The sequence below is a fragment of the Streptomyces sp. NPDC014907 genome (genome assembly GCF_055562975.1).
In genome coordinates this window covers 63,948-80,348 of record NZ_JBVHEG010000006.1, presented here as the reverse complement: position 1 = coordinate 80,348, position 16,401 = coordinate 63,948, and the positions used below count along the sequence as shown (strand labels likewise).

Here is a 16,401-nt window from a genome sequence, read left to right as displayed (position 1 = left end):
CGGAAACGCGCGTGCGCCCCTTCCGTCCCGCCCCTACCGTGGCCCGGTGCTGAAGCGAATCGAGACGTACTACGACGCCGTTCCCCGTTCCTCCGCCCGCGCCGAGGACTTCGGTCCGCTGACGCTCTTCGTGCGGGAGGGGGAGGGCTGGCCCTTCTACGCGCGGCCCGCACTCGGGCACGAGGGGGCGGTCACGCCCGGGGCGGTGGAGCGGGTGCGGGCCCGGCAGCGGGAGCTGGGGGTGCCCGAGGCCTTCGAGTGGGTCGCGGAGACGACACCGGGGCTGCGGGCGGCCGTGGAGGCGAGCGGGCTGACCGTCCACGCGCACCCGCTGATGGTCCTGGAGGGCGACGGGCTCGCCGTGCCGGAGCCCGAGGGCGCGACCGTACGGATGGTGGAGGCGGACGACCCCGGCCTGGAGGGCGCGGTCGCCGCCCCGTACGGCGCCTTCGGCTTCCCTCCACCGCCCGGGACCGCCGAGCGGACCGCCGCACGGATCGGGGCCGGTCTGACCCGGCTCGCGGCGGCCTTCGACGGGGCGGACGGCACCGCCCTCTCGGCGGGGCAGCACCAGCCCGTGGGGGACGTCTCCGAGGTCGTCGGCGTCGGCACCCTCCCGGCGGCCCGGCGCCGGGGGTGCGGGCTGGCGGTCACGGCCGCCCTGGTCGCGGACGCCCGGGCCCGGGGCGCCGGCCTGGTGTTCCTGTCGGCCTCGGACGAGGGCGTGGCCCGGCTCTACGGGCGGCTCGGCTTCCGCACGGTGGCGACCGCCCTCATCGCGGAGGCGTAGGCGCGGGCCCGCCCGGCGGGTCGCGGGCGGGCGGTCCCGGGGCGCCGGGTGCCGCGCGGCCCCGGGCGCGGGGCTTCCCGGAAAGATTTTCCGCGTCCGTGTCACATCCGCGTCCCGCGTCCCGTCCATGGGGTGAAAGCGACGCACGCACACGCGACGAGGAGCGATCACCATGGCGACGCACACGCCCGAGGCCCGCATGACCAACCCCGCCTACGTCCTGCCCGACGCCGGCCCCGCGATCCAGGGGCTCCTGAGGGCCACCCGCCAGGGCGGGGTCCCGGAGGCTCTCCTGGAGCTGGTGCACCTGCGGGCCAGCCAGATCAACGGCTGCGGCTTCTGCGTGGACTACGGCGCGAAGGGCGCCAGGAAGGCGGGGGTGAGCGACGAGAAGCTGTTCGCGGTCGCCGCGTGGCGCGAGGCGCCGTACTTCTCCGACGAGGAGCGGGCCGCCCTGGCGCTCGCCGAGTACGCGACCCGGATCGCCGACACCCCGGACGCGGTGCCGGACGCGGTGTGGGACGCGGCGGCCGACCACTTCGACGAGAAGCAGCTCGCCTCGCTGGTGCTGATGATCGGCCTGACGAACTTCTTCAACCGGATCAACGTCACCGTCCGGCAGCCGGCCGGCACGCCCCTCTGACCGGGCGGGTCTCCCGGCCGGCGGGCCCCGCCGGCCGTGCGGGCCGGGCCGTGCGGGCGCCGTTACGGGCCCGGACGGTCCGCTCCGGGGCGGGGGTCCCGTACCCGTGGGCGGCGGCCGCTCCGTGGACGCGGTCCGGGCAGGTCGTAACCGGACCCGCCTCCTCCGCGTTGGAGCGGTCATGAAGAAGATGCTCACCGCAGTCGTCCTGACCGCCTTCGCCTCCGCCGGTGCGGCGGGCGCCGCCGGAACCGCCGCCGCCGACACCGGCGGGGTGAACCTGCCCTCGGTGGTCCCGCTCAGCGGCGTCCTGACCCCCGGGGCGAAGCCGGCCGGCGCGCCCGGCCTGCCGGACGCCGGCGCGGCGGTGGGGAGCCTGCTGCCCGGACGCTGAGCGTCCCGGTCCTCCCCGGACGGACGCGCGGAGGTGGCGGGCCCCCACGGGCCCGCCACCTCCGCGTTCCGGGAGGCCGGGAACCGGTCAGTCCTCGACCACCAGGGCCGGGGTCTCCCGGGTCAGGACCTCGCCGCGGAAGAAGGCGGGGCTGCGGCGCTGCATGACCAGCATGATCACCACGCCGAGGAGCAGCAGCCCGACGCCGATCACGAAGACCGAGCCCATGCCGAGGACGGCGGAGCCGGAGCCGTAGGCCGGGTCCCACATGTCGTACAGGGTCTTGCCGAAGACGGCGGTGAGCATGAGCCCGCCGAGCAGCGGCAGCAGGCCCTTGAAGGCGAAGTCGCGGAAGGAGCGGAACAGCTCCTTGCGGAAGTACCGGACGCAGGCGAAGGCCGTGAGCGCGTAGTAGAAGCAGATCATCAGGCCGAGGGCGTAGATGGTGTCGACCAGGACGTGCTCGCTGACCAGGGTCATCACGGTGTAGAACGCGCCGGTGGCGGCACCCGCCACGACCGTGGCCCGGCCGGGGGTCTTGAAGACCGGGTGGACCTCGGTGAAGGACTTCGGAAGCGCCTCGTACGTGGCCATCGCGAGGACCGTGCGGGCGACCGGGATGAAGGTCGTCTGGAGGCTCGCGGCGGCGGAGGCCAGGACCGCGACGAAGAGCAGGATGCCGAGGGTGGGGCCCATGACGGGTCCGGCCAGGGCGGCGAAGACGTTGTCGGAGGTCTCCGGGTTGGCGAGGCCGAGGCCGTTCTCCCCGGAGCCGACGGCCATCTGGGCGGCGATGCCGGTGGCCAGGTAGGAGCCGACCAGGACGACCATCGCGATGAGGGCGGCGCGGCCGGGGGTCTTCTCGCTGCCGGTGGTCTCCTCGTTGGTCGCCATGCAGGCGTCCCAGCCCCAGTACATGAAGATCGAGAGCGAGAGCCCGGCCGTGAAGGCGGCGAAGGACTGCACCGCGAAGGGGTTCATCCAGGACCAGGAGAAGTCCATCGAGGTCTCGAACGACCCGGCCTTCGACAGGGCCATGCCGACGAAGACGGCGAGGACGACGAGCTGGAGGCCGACGAGGGCGTACTGCACGCCCTTGGTGGCGGTCATGCCCCGGTAGCTGATCGCGGTGGCGGCGGCGATGAGGGTGAGGCAGGTGACGATGTGGACGGCCTTGTTGCCGTCGAGCGCGGCGACGGACTCGCTGCCGCTGACCTCGCCCGCGAGGAGCCAGAAGTACGAGGTCGCGACGCCGGCCAGGTTGGAGAGCACGATGATCGTCGCGATGACGAGGCCCCAGCCGCACATCCAGCCGATCCTGGGGCCGAAGGCCTTCACGGTCCAGGTGAAGGAGGTGCCGCAGTCCGGCATGGCCTTGTTGAGCTCCCGGTACGCGAAGGCGACGAGGAGCATCGGGAGGAAGCCCGCGAGGAAGACGGCGGGCATCTGGAGCCCGACCTCGCCGGCCGTGGAGCCGAGCGTGGAGGTCAGACAGTAGACGGGGGCGACGGTCGAGACGCCGATGACGGCGCTGCCGAGGAGGCCGACGGAGTTCCCTCCGAGGCCCTTGGCGCGTACACCGTGGGCGTCGCCCGGGGCGTCGACGCCCCTTACCGTGTCTCCGGCCTGCGGCCGAGCTTCCACCTGAGTCATGAACAGGACGTTAAATGCTGCGGTTTCCACATCCGGAAGATCAGAATCCGCCCACTTGATCGAGACGCCCCTTGCATTGCGAGGGTCGTCCGGGCCACTCGCCAAGGATTGAAAGATCGACCCGCCGCACCACCCGACCAAGCGGTAGGTCATTCCGGCGCTGTCCGATATGCGGGAACCGTAGCCCGCCCCCAAATGTCCGTTTACAAATTTTCCCGAGAAATTTTCCGGGCCGTCGCCGGGCCCCTCCCGGGCCGCCCGCGCCCCGGACGCGCCAACGCCCCGGGGCCCTCACCGGAGCGGAGCGCCCACGGAGCGTGTCCGGGCCGGAACCCCGCCCGGAACCCCCGCCTCCCGAATCCGCCGTCCGGCGCCCGCGCCCCCCGTCCGGGGCACCGCCCGTACAACGGTCCCGCAACGGCCCGGCTACGGCCTCGCTACGTCCCGGGCGGCGGCGGCCCGATGCTGACGGACTCCGTCCGGACAAGGCAGACTGTCCCGGGCGAAACCAGCGGTACGGGCAGGGGGAGCTATGCACCGTGAGGACGGGCCGCGCGTTCCGGCACAGCGGGCTCCGGAGGCGGACGGGAACATCCCGGAGGCCTCGGCGGGCGGGAACGCCCCGGCGGACACGGAGACCCCGGTGCCCCCGGGAACTCCGGCGGACACGGACGGCGGCGCGGCCGCGCACGACGACGCGGGCGGGAGCGACGCCGCGCACACGCGCAACGACGCGGGCGCGGGCGACGACGCGGGCGCGGGTGACGACGCGGGCGGGAGCGGCGGGCACGTACACCCGCTGCGCTTCGCCGTGCTCGGCCCCGTGCGGGCCTGGCGGGACGGCGAGGCCGTGCCCACCGGCTCCCCCCAGCAGCGCGCCCTGCTCGCCGCCCTGCTCCTGCGCGGCGGCCGCACCGCCACCGCCTCCGAGCTGATCGACGCGCTCTGGGGCGAGGAGCCGCCCTCCCAGGCCCTCGCGGCCGTCCGCACCTACGCCTCCCGGCTCCGCAAGGCCCTCGGCCCCGACGTCCTCGTCAGCGAGTCCGGCGGCTACGCCCTGCGCGCCTCCGCCGCCGCGCTCGACCTCGCCACCGCCCGGGACCTCGCCGCCGAGGCCGAGAAGCTGCGGTCCGGCGGGGACCGCGCGGCGGCCCGGGAACGGCTCGCCCGCGCCCTCGACCTGTGGGACGGCGAGGTCCTGGCCTCCGTGCCCGGCCCGTACGCCGAGGCCCAGCGCACCCGCCTGGAGGAGTGGCGGCTCACCCTCCTGGAGACCCGGCTCGACATCGACCTGGAGGTCGGCGCGCACGCCGAGGCCGTCTCCGAGCTGACCGCGCTCACCGCCGCGCACCCGCTGCGCGAGCGGCTGCGCGAACTGCTCATGCTGGCCCTCTACCGCAGCGGACGGCAGGCCGAGGCGCTCGCCGTGTACGCCGACACGCGCCGGCTCCTCGCCGACGAACTGGGCGTCGACCCGAACCCCGAACTGTCCCGGCTCCAGCAGCGCATCCTCCGGGCCGACGCCGAACTCGCCCGTCCGGTCGAGGAGCCCGCCCCGGCCGCCGCGCCCGTCGCCCGCCCGGCACAGCTCCCGGCGACCGTGCCGGACTTCACGGGCCGCGCCGCCTTCGTACGGGAGCTGGGGGACCGGCTCGCCACCGCCGAGGGGCACGTCATGGCGGTCTCGGCGCTCGCGGGCATCGGCGGCGTCGGCAAGACCACGCTCGCCGTGCACGTCGCCCACGAGGCCCGCCCGCACTTCCCCGACGGACAGCTGTACGTGGACCTCCAGGGGGCGGGGGCGCGCGCCGCGGCGCCCGAGACCGTGCTCGGCTCCTTCCTGCGGGCGCTCGGCACCCCGGACTCGGCCATCCCCGACTCCCTCGACGACCGGGCCGCGCTCTACCGCTCCACGCTCGACGGCCGCCGGGTCCTCGTCCTCCTGGACAACGCGCGCGACGCCGCCCAGATCCGCCCGCTGCTGCCGGGCACGGCGGGCTGCGCCGCCCTGGTCACCAGCCGCATCCGGATGGTGGACCTGGCGGGCGCGCACCTGGTCGACCTGGACGTGATGTCGCCGGAGGAGGCGCTCCAGCTCTTCACCCGCATCGTGGGCGAGGAGCGGGTCGGGGCCGAGCGGGAGGCCTCGCTCGACGTGGTCGCCGCCTGCGGCTTCCTGCCGCTGGCCATCCGCATCGCCGCCTCCCGGCTCGCGGCCCGCCGCACCTGGACGGTCTCGGTCCTCGCCGCCAAGCTGGCGGACGAACGGCGGCGCCTCGACGAGCTCCAGGCCGGCGACCTCGCGGTCAAGGCCACCTTCGAACTGGGCTACGGCCAGCTCGAACCGGCCCAGGCCCGCGCCTTCCGGCTGCTCGGCCTCGCGGACGGCCCGGACATCTCCCTCGCGGCGGCGGCGGCCGTCCTCGACCTGCCGCCGCGGGAGACCGAGGACCTGCTCGAAGCCCTGGTCGACACGTCCCTGGTGGAATCGGCGGCCCCGGGACGCTACCGCTACCACGACCTGGTCCGCCTCTACGCGCGTGCGTGCGCCGACCGCGACGAGCAGCCCCCGTCGGAGAAGGAGGCCGCGCTCTCCCGGCTCCTCGACTTCTACCTGTCGACGGCGGCCCGGGTGTACGCCATCGAGCGTCCCGGCGACCGGCTCGTGGACCACCTGGAGCCCACCGCGTACGACGGCCTGGTCTTCACCGACCGCCACGAGGCGCAGGACTGGCTGTACGCGGAGGCCGGCTGTCTCCTGGCCACCGTCCGCCGGTCCGCCGCCTCGCCCGCGACCCTGCGCCGGGGCGTGGACCTGCTGTGGGCGTCCCTGGACCTGGGCGAGTCGGGGGCGAACTCCAAGGAGTTCGAGGCCACGGGCGTCGTCGTCCGCGACGCCGCCCGCGCCCACGGGGACGCCCGGACCGAGGGCCGCGCGCTCATGGTCCTGGCGGGCGTCCACCACACGGCGGGCCGCTTCGCGGAGGCGGACCGCGACGCCGAGCTGGCCCTGCCCCACGCGGACCGGGCCGGCGACCCGGTGCCGGCCTGCTGGTCCGCCAACGCGCGGGGGATCATCGCGCTCTACCAGAACCGCTTCGCGGAGGGCGAGCACTACCTCACCGAGGCGATCGAGCGGTTCCGCGGCATCGGGGACGAGCCGGGCGAGGCGAGCGCCCTCTGCAACCTGTCGCGCATCCACCTGGCCACGGGGCGCACGTCGAGCGCCATAGCCCTCGCCAGGCGGGGCACCGAGATCTACGACGCGATGGGGCACGCCCTGCGGGGCGCCAACGGGCGGTACGCCCTCGGCCTCGCCCTCACCCAGGACAACCAGCTCGTCGCGGCGGCCGAACACCTCCGCGAGGCGCTGGCGGTCTTCGCCGACAGCAGGCAGCGGCTGTGGGAGGGCATGACCCTCTTCCGGCTGTCCGAGGTGGACCTGGCCGCCCGCCGGCACGCCCGGGCGGCGTCGAACGCCGAGATGGCCCTCACGGTGCTGCGGGGCATCGGGGGCGAGTGGCGGCGGGGCAACGTCCTCACCGTCCTGGGCCGGGGCCTCTTCGGCATCGGGCAGAGCGGCCGGGCGGTGGTCTGCTGGCGGGAGGCCCTCGCCATCTTCGAGGGCCTCGGCGCCCCGGAGGCCGACGGGGTCCGCGCGCTGCTGGCGCCCGCGACGGCCGTGTAGGCCCCCGCCGTCAGGGCGTTCATCGTTCGTTTATCACCACACGGCATGCTCTTCCCATGACGGTCCGTCGCGTCGGGGGGCAGGCGGACCGCCAGTGAGGACCGCCGCTCCCGGGCAACGGGATGATCGGTCCCGGAGGTCCGTCCGGTCGTCCACGGGGGAACGGCCGGACGGCCCTCCTCACACCACGAACACCACACGCAGGAGTTGACGAGCATGACCGACCCGATCACGCAGGACCCGATCATCACCACCAAGGATATGCACGCCACCTCGGAGCCCGCGGTCGGCGCGATCACCGCGAAGATCACGGCCCCGGCCGGCGAGACCATCGCGACCAAGGACATGCACGCCACCTCGGAGCCCGCGATCGGGGCCATCACCGAGAAGGTCACGGGCGACGAGACCCACACGGCGAAGCCGGTCGACTAGTCCACTCCCGACGGGGGGCGGCCGCGGCGGCGACTTCGGGGGAGTCGCCGGGGCCGGACGGAACCGGTCGACGGGGGAGCGCACGGGACGGGGGACGTCCGGTGGAACCAGGGGGGATCCACCGGGCGCGGCCCGTGCGCGACGCGATCGGACCGTCGCACGAAGAAGGGCCGGGCATCCGCCCGGCCCTTCGCACGTGCCGGGCCCGTGCACATCCCGATCCTCCGCGCGTTCCGGCCCTTCGCACGTTCCGGGCCGCGGACGTCCGCGCCGGCGGGCGCGGGAAGCCGGGCCCGCCCCCGCCGCCGGGCCGCCCTCGCGGCTCTCCGTGCCGGGCCGCCCGTGCCGGCCTACCGCTCGCGGACGTCGTAGACCCAGCAGTTCCTCACCCGGTCGACGGCCTTCGGGTGCGCCATCGCGACCTCGACGGTCTTCTTCTCGTGGCTCCCGACGGTGACGGTGGTCTCGACCGAGTCGACCGCCCTGCCCGTGTCGTCCTTGAACTCCAGGGTGATCGTGTACGTCCCGTCGACGGCGTCGTGCGAGTCGATCTCCAGCGTCGCCGTGGTGTCCGCCCGGCGGGCCGGCCTGCCCTTGCCCTTCCGGCGGGCGGGCTCCACGCAGTCCGTGACCACCACGTCGACCCGGGCCCGGGTCGGGGTCGGGGACGGGCTCGCCGTGGCCGTGGAGCCCCCGCCCGTGCCGTTCTCCGACCCGTAGTCGTCGTTGTCCTTGCCGGAGGTGGAGCAGCCGCCGCCGGAGTCGTCGTCGGAGTGGCTCCTGCTCTTGCCGCTCTTGCTCTTCCCGCTGCCGCCGCCGCTGCCGCCGTGGCTCCCGGTCTGGAAACCGGTCAGCGCGAGCACCACCACCGTGAGCGTCGCCGCGAGCTTCAGACGCGTCCGTACCATCGCCGTTCCCCCGTCGTCCCTGTCGTGTCCGCGCCACACTAGCGCCGCCCCCCGCATCGCGTGGCGGCTCCCCCGGACCCGGCGTAGCGTCGGGAACGAGGGCCGGACCGCGCCGGCGATCCGCGGCGGCACCGGCGCCGGTCCCGTTCCCGCCGGAGCGACGGCCGCCGTCCGGAGCCCCTTCCGTGCCCGGTGCGACGGCCGTCACGGCCGCCCGGGGTGGGTCAGCGGCCCGCCCCCGGGCCCCGGCCCGTGGCCGTGCCCTTCGCCGCGTCGAGCGCGTACACGCAGCGGTCCTTGCTGCACGCGTACACGACCCCGCCCTTCGCCACCGGCGAGCCGGTGATCTCGCCCCCGGTCGCGAGCTTCCAGCGCAGCTGTCCGCCGTTCGCGTCCAGGGTGTACAGGACGTGGTCGGCCGAGCCGAAGTGGATGCGGCCGTCCGCCACGACCGGGGAGCCGACCAGCGCGCCGCCCGCCGCGAACCGCCACCGGGGAGTGCCGGTGACCGCGTCGAGCGTGTAGAGGGCGCTGCCGCTGCCGACGTGCACGTTGCCGTCGGCGACGAGGACCGGTTCGGCCGACTGGCGCTGCTCGGTCGCGATCCGCCAGCGGTCCTGTCCGGTGGTGGCGTCGATCGCGTACACCGTGCCGAGGTGGTCGGCGAGGTAGACGCCGCCGCCGGTGACGGCCGGGCCGGGCGCGAAGGCGGGCGGCGAGAGGAAGACGGCCGGGGCCTCGAAGTGCCAGCGGACGTGCCCGGCGGCGACGTCGATCGACAGGACCCGGGTGCCGGCCGACACGTACACGCAGCCGTCCTCGGCCGGGGCCACCCGTACGGGGACGCCCCCGCAGGAGGCGGCGTCCCCGATCGGGTACGACCAGCGCTCCACGCCGGTCCGCGCGTCGAGGGCCCGGAGCCGGGCGTCCCGCCACACGTACACGGTGCCGTCGTGCACGACGGGCCCCGCCTCCGGGGTCTCGAAGTCGGTCTGGGCGCCGGTGACCTCCCACAGCTTGGCGCCGTTGGAGGCCTCCCAGCCCTGCACCCCGCCGCCGCGCGTCCCGGTGACCACCGTGCCCCGGTCGACCTTGAGCGAGTACACCCAGGCGTCGGTGCGCAGCCGCCAGCGCTCGCCGCCGTCGGTGCCGTCGAGCGCGTAGAGGGTGGGTCCGTCGGAGGCGTGGATGCGGCCCGCGGCGACGGCCATGGACCAGGCCACGTCCCGGGTCTTGAACTGGCGCCGGCCGCTGCCGGTGTCCAGGGCGTGCACCTCGAAGGAGGTGACGTAGAGCAGGTCGCCGTCGACGACCGGGGTGCCCCAGACGTCGTTCGACATGCGGAAGCGCCAGGGCCGCCAGTGGCCGGGCTCCGGCGGGGGCGGAGCCGCGCCCGTGCCGCCGCCCTGGGCGGGGACGTTCAGCGGGCGGGAGCCGGGCGGCGGGCCGGGCTCGGCGCCGTGCGGGCCGCCGCCGGGCGGCCTGATCCAGCCGGTCGCGGGGCCCGCGTCGGCGCCCCGGCCGACGGCGAGCGCCGCCCGGGTGTCGGCGACCCGGGGGCCGGGGCCGATGGGCACGGTCCCGCCGCCGAGGCGCACGGGGCCGCCGGTGCCCTCGCCGGGGCCGGCGTGCCGGCCGCCGGGAGCGGGTGCGGGCGCGGGTGCGGGCAGGGCGCGGCCGGTGCCGGGCGGGCCGTCCGGGAAGCGCGGGTCCCCCGGCGGCGGGCCGGGCGGGGGCGGCGGCACGGGCGGGACGGGCGCGGACCGGCCGCCGCCGCGCCGCCGCTCGATCATGGCGGTGGCGCTCTGCGGCAGCCAGGCCGAGGCCGTGCCGCTGTCGTCGCTGCCGGGCCCGAAGAGGTGCGGGGCGAGCTGGGCCTGCAGGTCGGCCGGGGTGGGCCGCCGGGAGACGTCCTTCTGCATGCAGGAGTCGATGAGGGGCCGCAGCTCGTCGGGCAGGCCCTCCAGGTCGGGTCCCTCGCGGAGCAGCATGAAGACGGTCTCGACCGGGTTGGCGCCGTGGTAGGGCGCGTGTCCGGTGGCGGCGAAGACCAGCATCGAGCCGAGCGAGAAGATGTCGCTGGCGCCGGTGACGCTGCGCGAGTCGCGGGCCTGCTCGGGCGACATGTAGGCGGGGGTGCCGACGGCGACGTTGGTCATGGTCAGGCGCGTGTTGGAGACGCCGGACGCGATGCCGAAGTCGATCACCCGGGGGCCGTCCTCGACCACGAGGACGTTGGAGGGCTTGAGGTCGCGGTGGACCAGGCCCGCCCCGTGGATGGACTGGAGGGCCTCGGCGACGCCGGCGGCGAGCCAGCGCACGGCCTGGGCCGGGAGCGGCCCGCACTCGTTCACTATCTCTTCGAGGGAGGGCGCCGGCACGTAGGCGGTGGCCAGCCAGGGCACGGCGGCCCGGGGGTCGGCGTCGACGACGGCGGCCGTGTAGAAGCCGGAGACGGCCCGCGCGGCCTCCACCTCCCGGGTGAAGCGGACCCGGAACAGCTGGTCCTCCGCGAGCTCCGTGCGCACGGTCTTGATCGCCACGCGCCGGCCCGAGGCCGACCGCGCGAGATAGACCAGGCCCATTCCGCCCGCGCCGAGCCGGCCCAGCACTTCGAAGGGCCCGATGCGTCTCGGGTCGTGCTGCGTCAGCTGCTCCACTTGCCTGCCACCTCCCCGTACGGGCCATGAGGGTACGGCCCCGTGGCCCTGATTCTTCCTGTCCGGCGGCCCGGTGGCGAACCCGGGGGCGGATCGGGGTGTCACGGGTCGTGAGGGGATGGTCCGGTGCGGGCGCGCCGGGCGGTGGGGGAGCGGACCTATCGGGCCGTACCGGCCGGTTCCGGGCCGGTCCTCGCGAGCACCGCGAAGCGGGCGCCCTGGTCGTCGTGGAGGACGGCGGTGCGGCCGTACGGCGTGTCGCGGGCCGGGGAGGCGACCCGGCCGCCGAGCCGGACGGCGGTGGCGCAGGCCTCGTCGCAGTCGTCCACGGCGAAGTGGACGAGGACGTGCCCGGGCATCTCGGCGGGGAAGTCGTCGGTGATGACGGTCCGCCCGCCGAAGGTGCCGTCGCCGGGCCGGGAACCGGGGAGCGACCAGGCGCGGTGGCGGGTGTCCGCCCCGGGCCCGGTGTCCCCGTCCTCCCCCGCCGGGCCGCCCCGGCTGCCGGGGTAGCCGAAGACGGTGGAGTAGAAGGCGTCCACGGCGTCCGGCCGGCGGGTGTACACCTCCATCCGGCAGAAGGAGCCCGGCTCGCCCGTCACCGCGAAGCCGTCGTCGTCGCCCGCCTGGCGGAGGCCGAAGACGGCGCCGCCGGGGTCGGCGGCGAGGGCCAGGACCCCGAAGGGGCCGACGGGGTAGGGGGCCATGACCATCCGCCCGCCGGCGGACTCGATCCGGGCGGCGAGGGTGCCGGCGTTCCCGGTGGCGAGGTAGACGGTCCAGGTGGTGGGCATGCGGCCGTCGCGCTTGGGGAGCAGTCCGGCGACGCGCCGGCCGCCGAGCAGGGCCTCGTCGCGGTCGGGGTCGAAGGTCCAGCCGAAGAGCCCGCCGTAGAAGCGCTTCCCCGCCCGGAGGTCGGGAAGCTGTGCGTCCACCCAGCACGGGGTGCCCTCAGTGCGTACGGCCATGGCTCCACGCTAGGGCGGCGGAACCGGCCCCGCACGCCCCGGCGTGCGGACAGGGGGCGGCCGGCCGGGCCCGGGCCCTTGTGGCGCCCGGGTTGTCCACCGAAGTTGTCCACAGGTTGTTCATAAGCCTGTTCGGGTACGGGGTTCCCCGGAGGCTCCGAAGCCCCCGGAACGCTCGTCATTCTGTCCGAATACCGACCCTCCCTCGCGGCGCCCTCTCTCCCCGGCACCCGCGACGACCTCGCAGAACACGGATGCGCGAGGGGTGCACCCCATTTGCAGTCGGCCGAATCGCGCTCCCGTGGCCCGTCGGTAAGCTGACGGCATGACAGGACAAGTGCGCACCGTCGACGGCCGCGTGGCCGGTCGGCGCGGTCAGGCGACGCGGCAGAAACTGCTCGACTGCCTCGGCGAGATGCTCGGCTCCTCGCCCTACCGGGACGTCAAGGTCATCGACGTGGCCCGGAAGGCGGGCACTTCGCCCGCGACGTTCTACCAGTACTTCCCCGACGTCGAGGGAGCGGTTCTGGAGATCGCGGAGGAAATGGCGAAGGAGGGCGCCGGGCTGGCCGAGCCGGCCTCCGGCCGCTCCTGGGTCGGCAAGGCAGGATGGCAGGCCTCCGAGGAACTCGTCGAGGGCTTCCTGGACTTCTGGCGGAAGCACGACGCCATCCTCCGGGTCGTCGACCTCGGCGCGGCCGAGGGCGACAAGCGGTTCAACAAGATCCGCTCGAAGATCCTCAACTCGGTGACCACCTCCCTCACGGAGGCGGTCAAGGGGCTCCAGGCCAAGGGCAAGGTCGACAAGGACGTCAGCCCCGCGGCGATGGCCGGCTCCCTGGTGACGATGCTGGCCGCGGTCGCGGGTCACCAGAAGGGCTTCCAGGCCTGGGGCGTGAAGCAGAACGAACTCAAGCCGAACCTCGCCCTGTTGGTCCACCTCGGCATCACCGGCAAGAAGCCGGTCAGGTAGCCCCGCCCCCTCCTCCGTCCGTCCTGTCGCCGACGCCGGCGGCGGCCCGTCCCCCCGGGCCGCCGCCGGCGTCGCCGTCTTCCGGGGCGGAACGTCCCGCCGCACCCGGACGGAAGGGACGACCCCCCAAGGATCTATACAGTCGTCATAGACAAGCGTTTAGGACACCCGTACAGTCGACCGTGCGGGCCGGAGGCGGCCCGCTCCGCCCGACGAGGAGTCCCGCCATGAGCGCCACCGCCGCGAAGACCGCCGGAACGGCGAGGAACGCGCACCCCGCCCGGACCGTCCTGATCTCCGGCGCCTCCGTCGCCGGCCCCGCCCTCGCCTTCTGGCTGCACCGCCACGGCTTCGTCCCCACCGTCGTGGAACGCGCCCCCGGACTCCGCGACGGCGGCTACAAGGTGGACATCCGCGGCACCGCGATCGAGGTCTGCCGCCGGATGGGCGTCCTGGACGAGATCCGGGCCCGCTCCACGGACATGCTCGGCGGTTCGTACGTGGACGGCACCGGCCGCACCATCGGGGAACTGCCCGCCGACGTCTTCGGCGGACGCGTCGAGGGGGACGACGAGATCATGCGCGGCGACCTCGCCCGCATCCTGTACGAACGGACCCGCGACGACGTCGAGTACGTCTTCGGCGACTCGGTCACCGCGCTCGCCGAGGACGCGGACGGCGTCACCGTCACCTTCGGGAGCGGGACCGCGCGCCGCTTCGACCTGGTCGTCGGCGCCGACGGGCTGCACTCGCACACCCGGCGCCTGGTCTTCGGCGAGGAGAGCCGCTTCGAGCGGCACCTCGGCGCGTGCGTCTCCCTCTTCACCTCCCCCGGCCACCGGGGTCCGGAGCGCTGGGAGACGTACCACGCCCTGCCCGGCAAACTCGTCTGCGCCTACCGCACGGCGGGCGGGTCCGGCACCAAGAACCTCTTCGTCTTCTCCTCGCCGGCGGAACTCCCCCACCACCGGGACACCGCCGCGCAGAAGCGCCTGCTCGCCGACGTCTTCGCCGGCGACGGCTGGGAGATCCCCCGGCTCCTCGGGGACGCGGCCGACGCCCCCGACTTCTACTTCGACGCGATCGCCCTGATCGAGATGGACCGCTGGTCGAAGGGGCGCGTCGTCCTCCTCGGCGACGCCGCCCACTGCACCTCCCCGGCCTCCGGCCAGGGCACCGGCCTCGCCCTGACCGGCGCCCACGTCCTGGCCGCCGAACTGGCCCGGTCCGGCGGCGACCACACCACGGCCTTCGCCCGCTACGAGGCGCACATGCGGCCCGGCGTCGAGCGCAACCAGCGGATGGCCGAGGCCTTCGTGAAGGAGATGGTCGTCGGTTCGAGACGGCGGATCGCGCTGCGCATGCTCATGGTGCGAATCCTGCCGAGGACCCCCTGGAAGAACCTGATCGCGAAGAAGATCCGCGACGAGATCCAGGCGGCGGCCCACGCGGTCCCGCTCCCGGACGACGTGCCCCCGGTCACGGCCCCCGCGCCCCCGGTCCCGTCCGCCGCCTCCCCCGCCCCGCGGCCTACCGTGGCCCCATGACCGACTTCCACCGCGCCCTGCGCTCCCTGCGGGTCTGGGACACCGAGCTGCCCGCCTTCGACCCCGCGGACGCGCCGGCCGGGCCGCTCGCCCTCTTCCGCGCCTGGTTCACGGAGGCCGTCGCGGCCGGCCAGACCGAACCGCACGCCCTCTCCCTGGCCACGGCGGACGAGGACGGACGGCCCGACGTGCGCACGGTGATGCTGCACGACGCCGACGCGCGCGGCTGGCACTTCGCCTCGCACTCCACCAGCGCCAAGGGCCGCCAGCTCGCCGCCCGCCCGGAGGCGGCGCTCGGCTTCTACTGGCCGGTCCAGGGCCGCCAGGTCCGGGTCAGGGGCCGGGTCGTCACCGGCACTCCCGAGGAGGCGCACGAGGACCTCCACGCCCGCTCCACCGGCGCCCTCGCCTCGGCGCTCACGGGCCGCCAGAGCGAGGTCCTGGACTCCCTCCGCACCCTCGCCGGGGCGAGCGCGGAGGCCTGGCGGCGGGCGGAGGCGGAGCCGGACGCCCCGGCCCCCACCTGGACCCTGTACGTGGTCGAGCCGTCCGAGGTCGAGTTCTTCCAGGGCGACGCCCGCCGCCGCCACGTCCGCCTCCGCTACCGCCGCGACCCGGCGTCCGGCGGCTGGGCCAGGGAGCTGCTCTGGCCCTGAGGGCGCATCATGGAAGAGGAGGTGCGAGGAACATGGGTACGTACATGGACGTGCACCACGGCATGACGGGCATCACCGCGGACCAGCTCCGCGCGGCGCACGAAGCCGATCTCGCCGTCGAGAAGGAGGAGGACGTCCACTTCGAGAAGGCCTGGGCGGACCCCGCGTCGGGCACGGTCTACTGCCTGTCGACCGGACCGTCCGCGGAGGCCGTGCAGCGGGTCCACGAGCGGGCCGGTCACACGGCCGACGAGATCCACGAGGTGCCCCTCGCCGTATGAGGGCGCGCGCGCCGGGACGCCCCTCGCGGGACGGCCGGCGCGCCGTGCGGCCCCCGGCCCCGCGGCGGGACTCAGCGGGGTGACCACCGCTCGCTGCGCATGAGGTTCCCGAGCCCGGCCCAGGCGAAGTTCATCAGGGTCGCGGCCGCCTCCCTCGCCGTCACCCCCGGCGTCTCGTTGGCCCAGCTCGCCAGCGACTCGGCCGAGCCGACGAGGGCCTGCGCGAGCGCGTTCACGTCCCGCTCCGTGATCCCCGCGTTCCCGTGCGCCTCCCGGGCGGCCTCCCCGATGAGGCCCGCCACGAAGGCCACGATCTCCTCCCGCATCCGGGAGGCCTCGGTCGCGAACGGCTCCCCCTGCGTCCGGGCCTGCCGGCTCAGGACCACCCAGGAGTCGGGGTGCTCGGCGGCGTACGTGAAGAAGGCCAGCAGCCCCGCCCACAGCCGCTCGTCGGGCGGCAGCTCCCGGTCCCCCACCCCGGCGGCCACGGCGGCGAGCAGCGCTCCGGCCTCCCGCCGGATGCAGGCGGTGAAGAGCTCCTCCTTGGAGTTGAGGTAGAGGTACACCAGCGGCTTGGAGACCCCCGCCAGCTCCGCGATCTCGTCCATGGAGGCCGTCTGGTACCCGTGCCGCGCGAAGCTCCGCACGGCCGCGTCCAGCATCTGCCGTTCCCGCACGGCACGCGGCAGCCGCCGCGCCCTCGTGGCGTCGGCCATGGCGTCCCACCTCCGCTTCCACGATCCACCGGGTGCCCCGCGAAAGCCTACGTGCCCCCCGCCCGTGCGGGGGCGGGGGGCACGTGGGTGCG

14 protein-coding genes are annotated in these 16,401 nt (G+C 75.1%); 9 read left to right on the top strand and 5 right to left on the bottom strand.

Features of this window, described 5'->3' with window-relative positions:
- Positions 1 to 46: 46 nt before the first annotated feature.
- The 3 genes from ACZ3IL_RS18195 to ACZ3IL_RS18185 all read left to right on the top strand — a co-directional run bounded on the left by ACZ3IL_RS18195 (position 47) and on the right by ACZ3IL_RS18185 (position 1,827).
- On the top strand, positions 47 to 790 hold the full coding sequence (locus tag ACZ3IL_RS18195) for a GNAT family N-acetyltransferase (protein WP_467391423.1): 744 nt from the start codon (positions 47 to 49) through the stop codon (positions 788 to 790).
- 172 nt (positions 791 to 962) lie between these two features.
- Positions 963 to 1,433, top strand: coding sequence for a carboxymuconolactone decarboxylase family protein (locus tag ACZ3IL_RS18190; RefSeq protein WP_467391422.1), 471 nt, complete (start codon positions 963 to 965; stop codon positions 1,431 to 1,433).
- A gap of 181 nt (positions 1,434 to 1,614) precedes the next feature.
- A complete protein-coding gene (locus ACZ3IL_RS18185; protein WP_467391421.1) occupies positions 1,615 to 1,827 on the top strand; it encodes a hypothetical protein in 213 nt (70 codons plus the stop codon).
- A gap of 87 nt (positions 1,828 to 1,914) precedes the next feature.
- Here ACZ3IL_RS18185 and ACZ3IL_RS18180 read toward each other — a convergent pair whose 3' ends face one another.
- Entirely contained in the window at positions 1,915 to 3,480 is a 1,566-nt protein-coding gene (locus ACZ3IL_RS18180; RefSeq protein ID WP_467391420.1) for an APC family permease, read from the bottom strand.
- 532 nt (positions 3,481 to 4,012) lie between these two features.
- Between ACZ3IL_RS18180 and afsR the strand changes: the two genes are divergently transcribed.
- Both afsR and ACZ3IL_RS18170 read left to right on the top strand, forming a co-directional pair.
- Positions 4,013 to 7,168, top strand: coding sequence for an SARP-family global regulator AfsR (gene afsR, locus ACZ3IL_RS18175; protein ID WP_467391419.1), 3,156 nt, complete (start codon positions 4,013 to 4,015; stop codon positions 7,166 to 7,168).
- 216 nt (positions 7,169 to 7,384) lie between these two features.
- Positions 7,385 to 7,600: a hypothetical protein gene (locus ACZ3IL_RS18170; protein ID WP_467391418.1), complete on the top strand. Its 216-nt coding sequence runs from the start codon at positions 7,385 to 7,387 to the stop codon at positions 7,598 to 7,600.
- A gap of 350 nt (positions 7,601 to 7,950) precedes the next feature.
- Here ACZ3IL_RS18170 and ACZ3IL_RS18165 read toward each other — a convergent pair whose 3' ends face one another.
- The 3 genes from ACZ3IL_RS18165 to ACZ3IL_RS18155 form a co-directional block, all read right to left on the bottom strand.
- Positions 7,951 to 8,508, bottom strand: coding sequence for a hypothetical protein (locus ACZ3IL_RS18165; RefSeq protein ID WP_467391417.1), 558 nt, complete (start codon positions 8,506 to 8,508; stop codon positions 7,951 to 7,953).
- A gap of 224 nt (positions 8,509 to 8,732) precedes the next feature.
- The gene (gene afsK / locus ACZ3IL_RS18160) at positions 8,733 to 11,168 is read right to left on the bottom strand and encodes a protein serine/threonine kinase AfsK (protein ID WP_467391416.1); all 2,436 of its coding nucleotides are present in this window, start codon (positions 11,166 to 11,168) and stop codon (positions 8,733 to 8,735) included.
- Positions 11,169 to 11,326: 158 nt separating this feature from the next.
- Complete coding sequence (locus ACZ3IL_RS18155) at positions 11,327 to 12,136, bottom strand: VOC family protein (protein WP_467391415.1); 810 nt, start codon at positions 12,134 to 12,136, stop codon at positions 11,327 to 11,329.
- Between the two features lie 325 nt (positions 12,137 to 12,461).
- Between ACZ3IL_RS18155 and ACZ3IL_RS18150 the strand changes: the two genes are divergently transcribed.
- The 4 genes from ACZ3IL_RS18150 (at position 12,462) to ACZ3IL_RS18135 (ending at position 15,593) form a co-directional block, all read left to right on the top strand.
- Positions 12,462 to 13,109 carry a TetR family transcriptional regulator gene (locus tag ACZ3IL_RS18150; protein ID WP_467391414.1) on the top strand — a complete coding sequence of 216 codons (648 nt, stop codon included), beginning with the start codon at positions 12,462 to 12,464 and terminating at the stop codon, positions 13,107 to 13,109.
- A 227-nt stretch (positions 13,110 to 13,336) separates the two neighbouring features.
- Positions 13,337 to 14,656 (top strand): FAD-dependent monooxygenase, encoded by a 1,320-nt coding sequence (locus ACZ3IL_RS18145; RefSeq protein ID WP_467391413.1) that lies wholly within the window; start codon positions 13,337 to 13,339, stop codon positions 14,654 to 14,656.
- Positions 14,653 to 15,312, top strand: coding sequence for a pyridoxine/pyridoxamine 5'-phosphate oxidase (locus ACZ3IL_RS18140; RefSeq protein ID WP_467391412.1), 660 nt, complete (start codon positions 14,653 to 14,655; stop codon positions 15,310 to 15,312). The genes ACZ3IL_RS18145 and ACZ3IL_RS18140 overlap by 4 nt, the downstream gene beginning before the upstream one ends.
- A gap of 32 nt (positions 15,313 to 15,344) precedes the next feature.
- Entirely contained in the window at positions 15,345 to 15,593 is a 249-nt protein-coding gene (locus ACZ3IL_RS18135) for an SCO4226 family nickel-binding protein (RefSeq protein WP_467391411.1), read from the top strand.
- Positions 15,594 to 15,664: 71 nt separating this feature from the next.
- On the opposite strand, the gene ACZ3IL_RS18130 is transcribed toward ACZ3IL_RS18135, so the two are convergent.
- On the bottom strand, positions 15,665 to 16,309 hold the full coding sequence (locus ACZ3IL_RS18130) for a TetR/AcrR family transcriptional regulator (RefSeq protein WP_467391410.1): 645 nt from the start codon (positions 16,307 to 16,309) through the stop codon (positions 15,665 to 15,667).
- Positions 16,310 to 16,401: the final 92 nt, after the last annotated feature.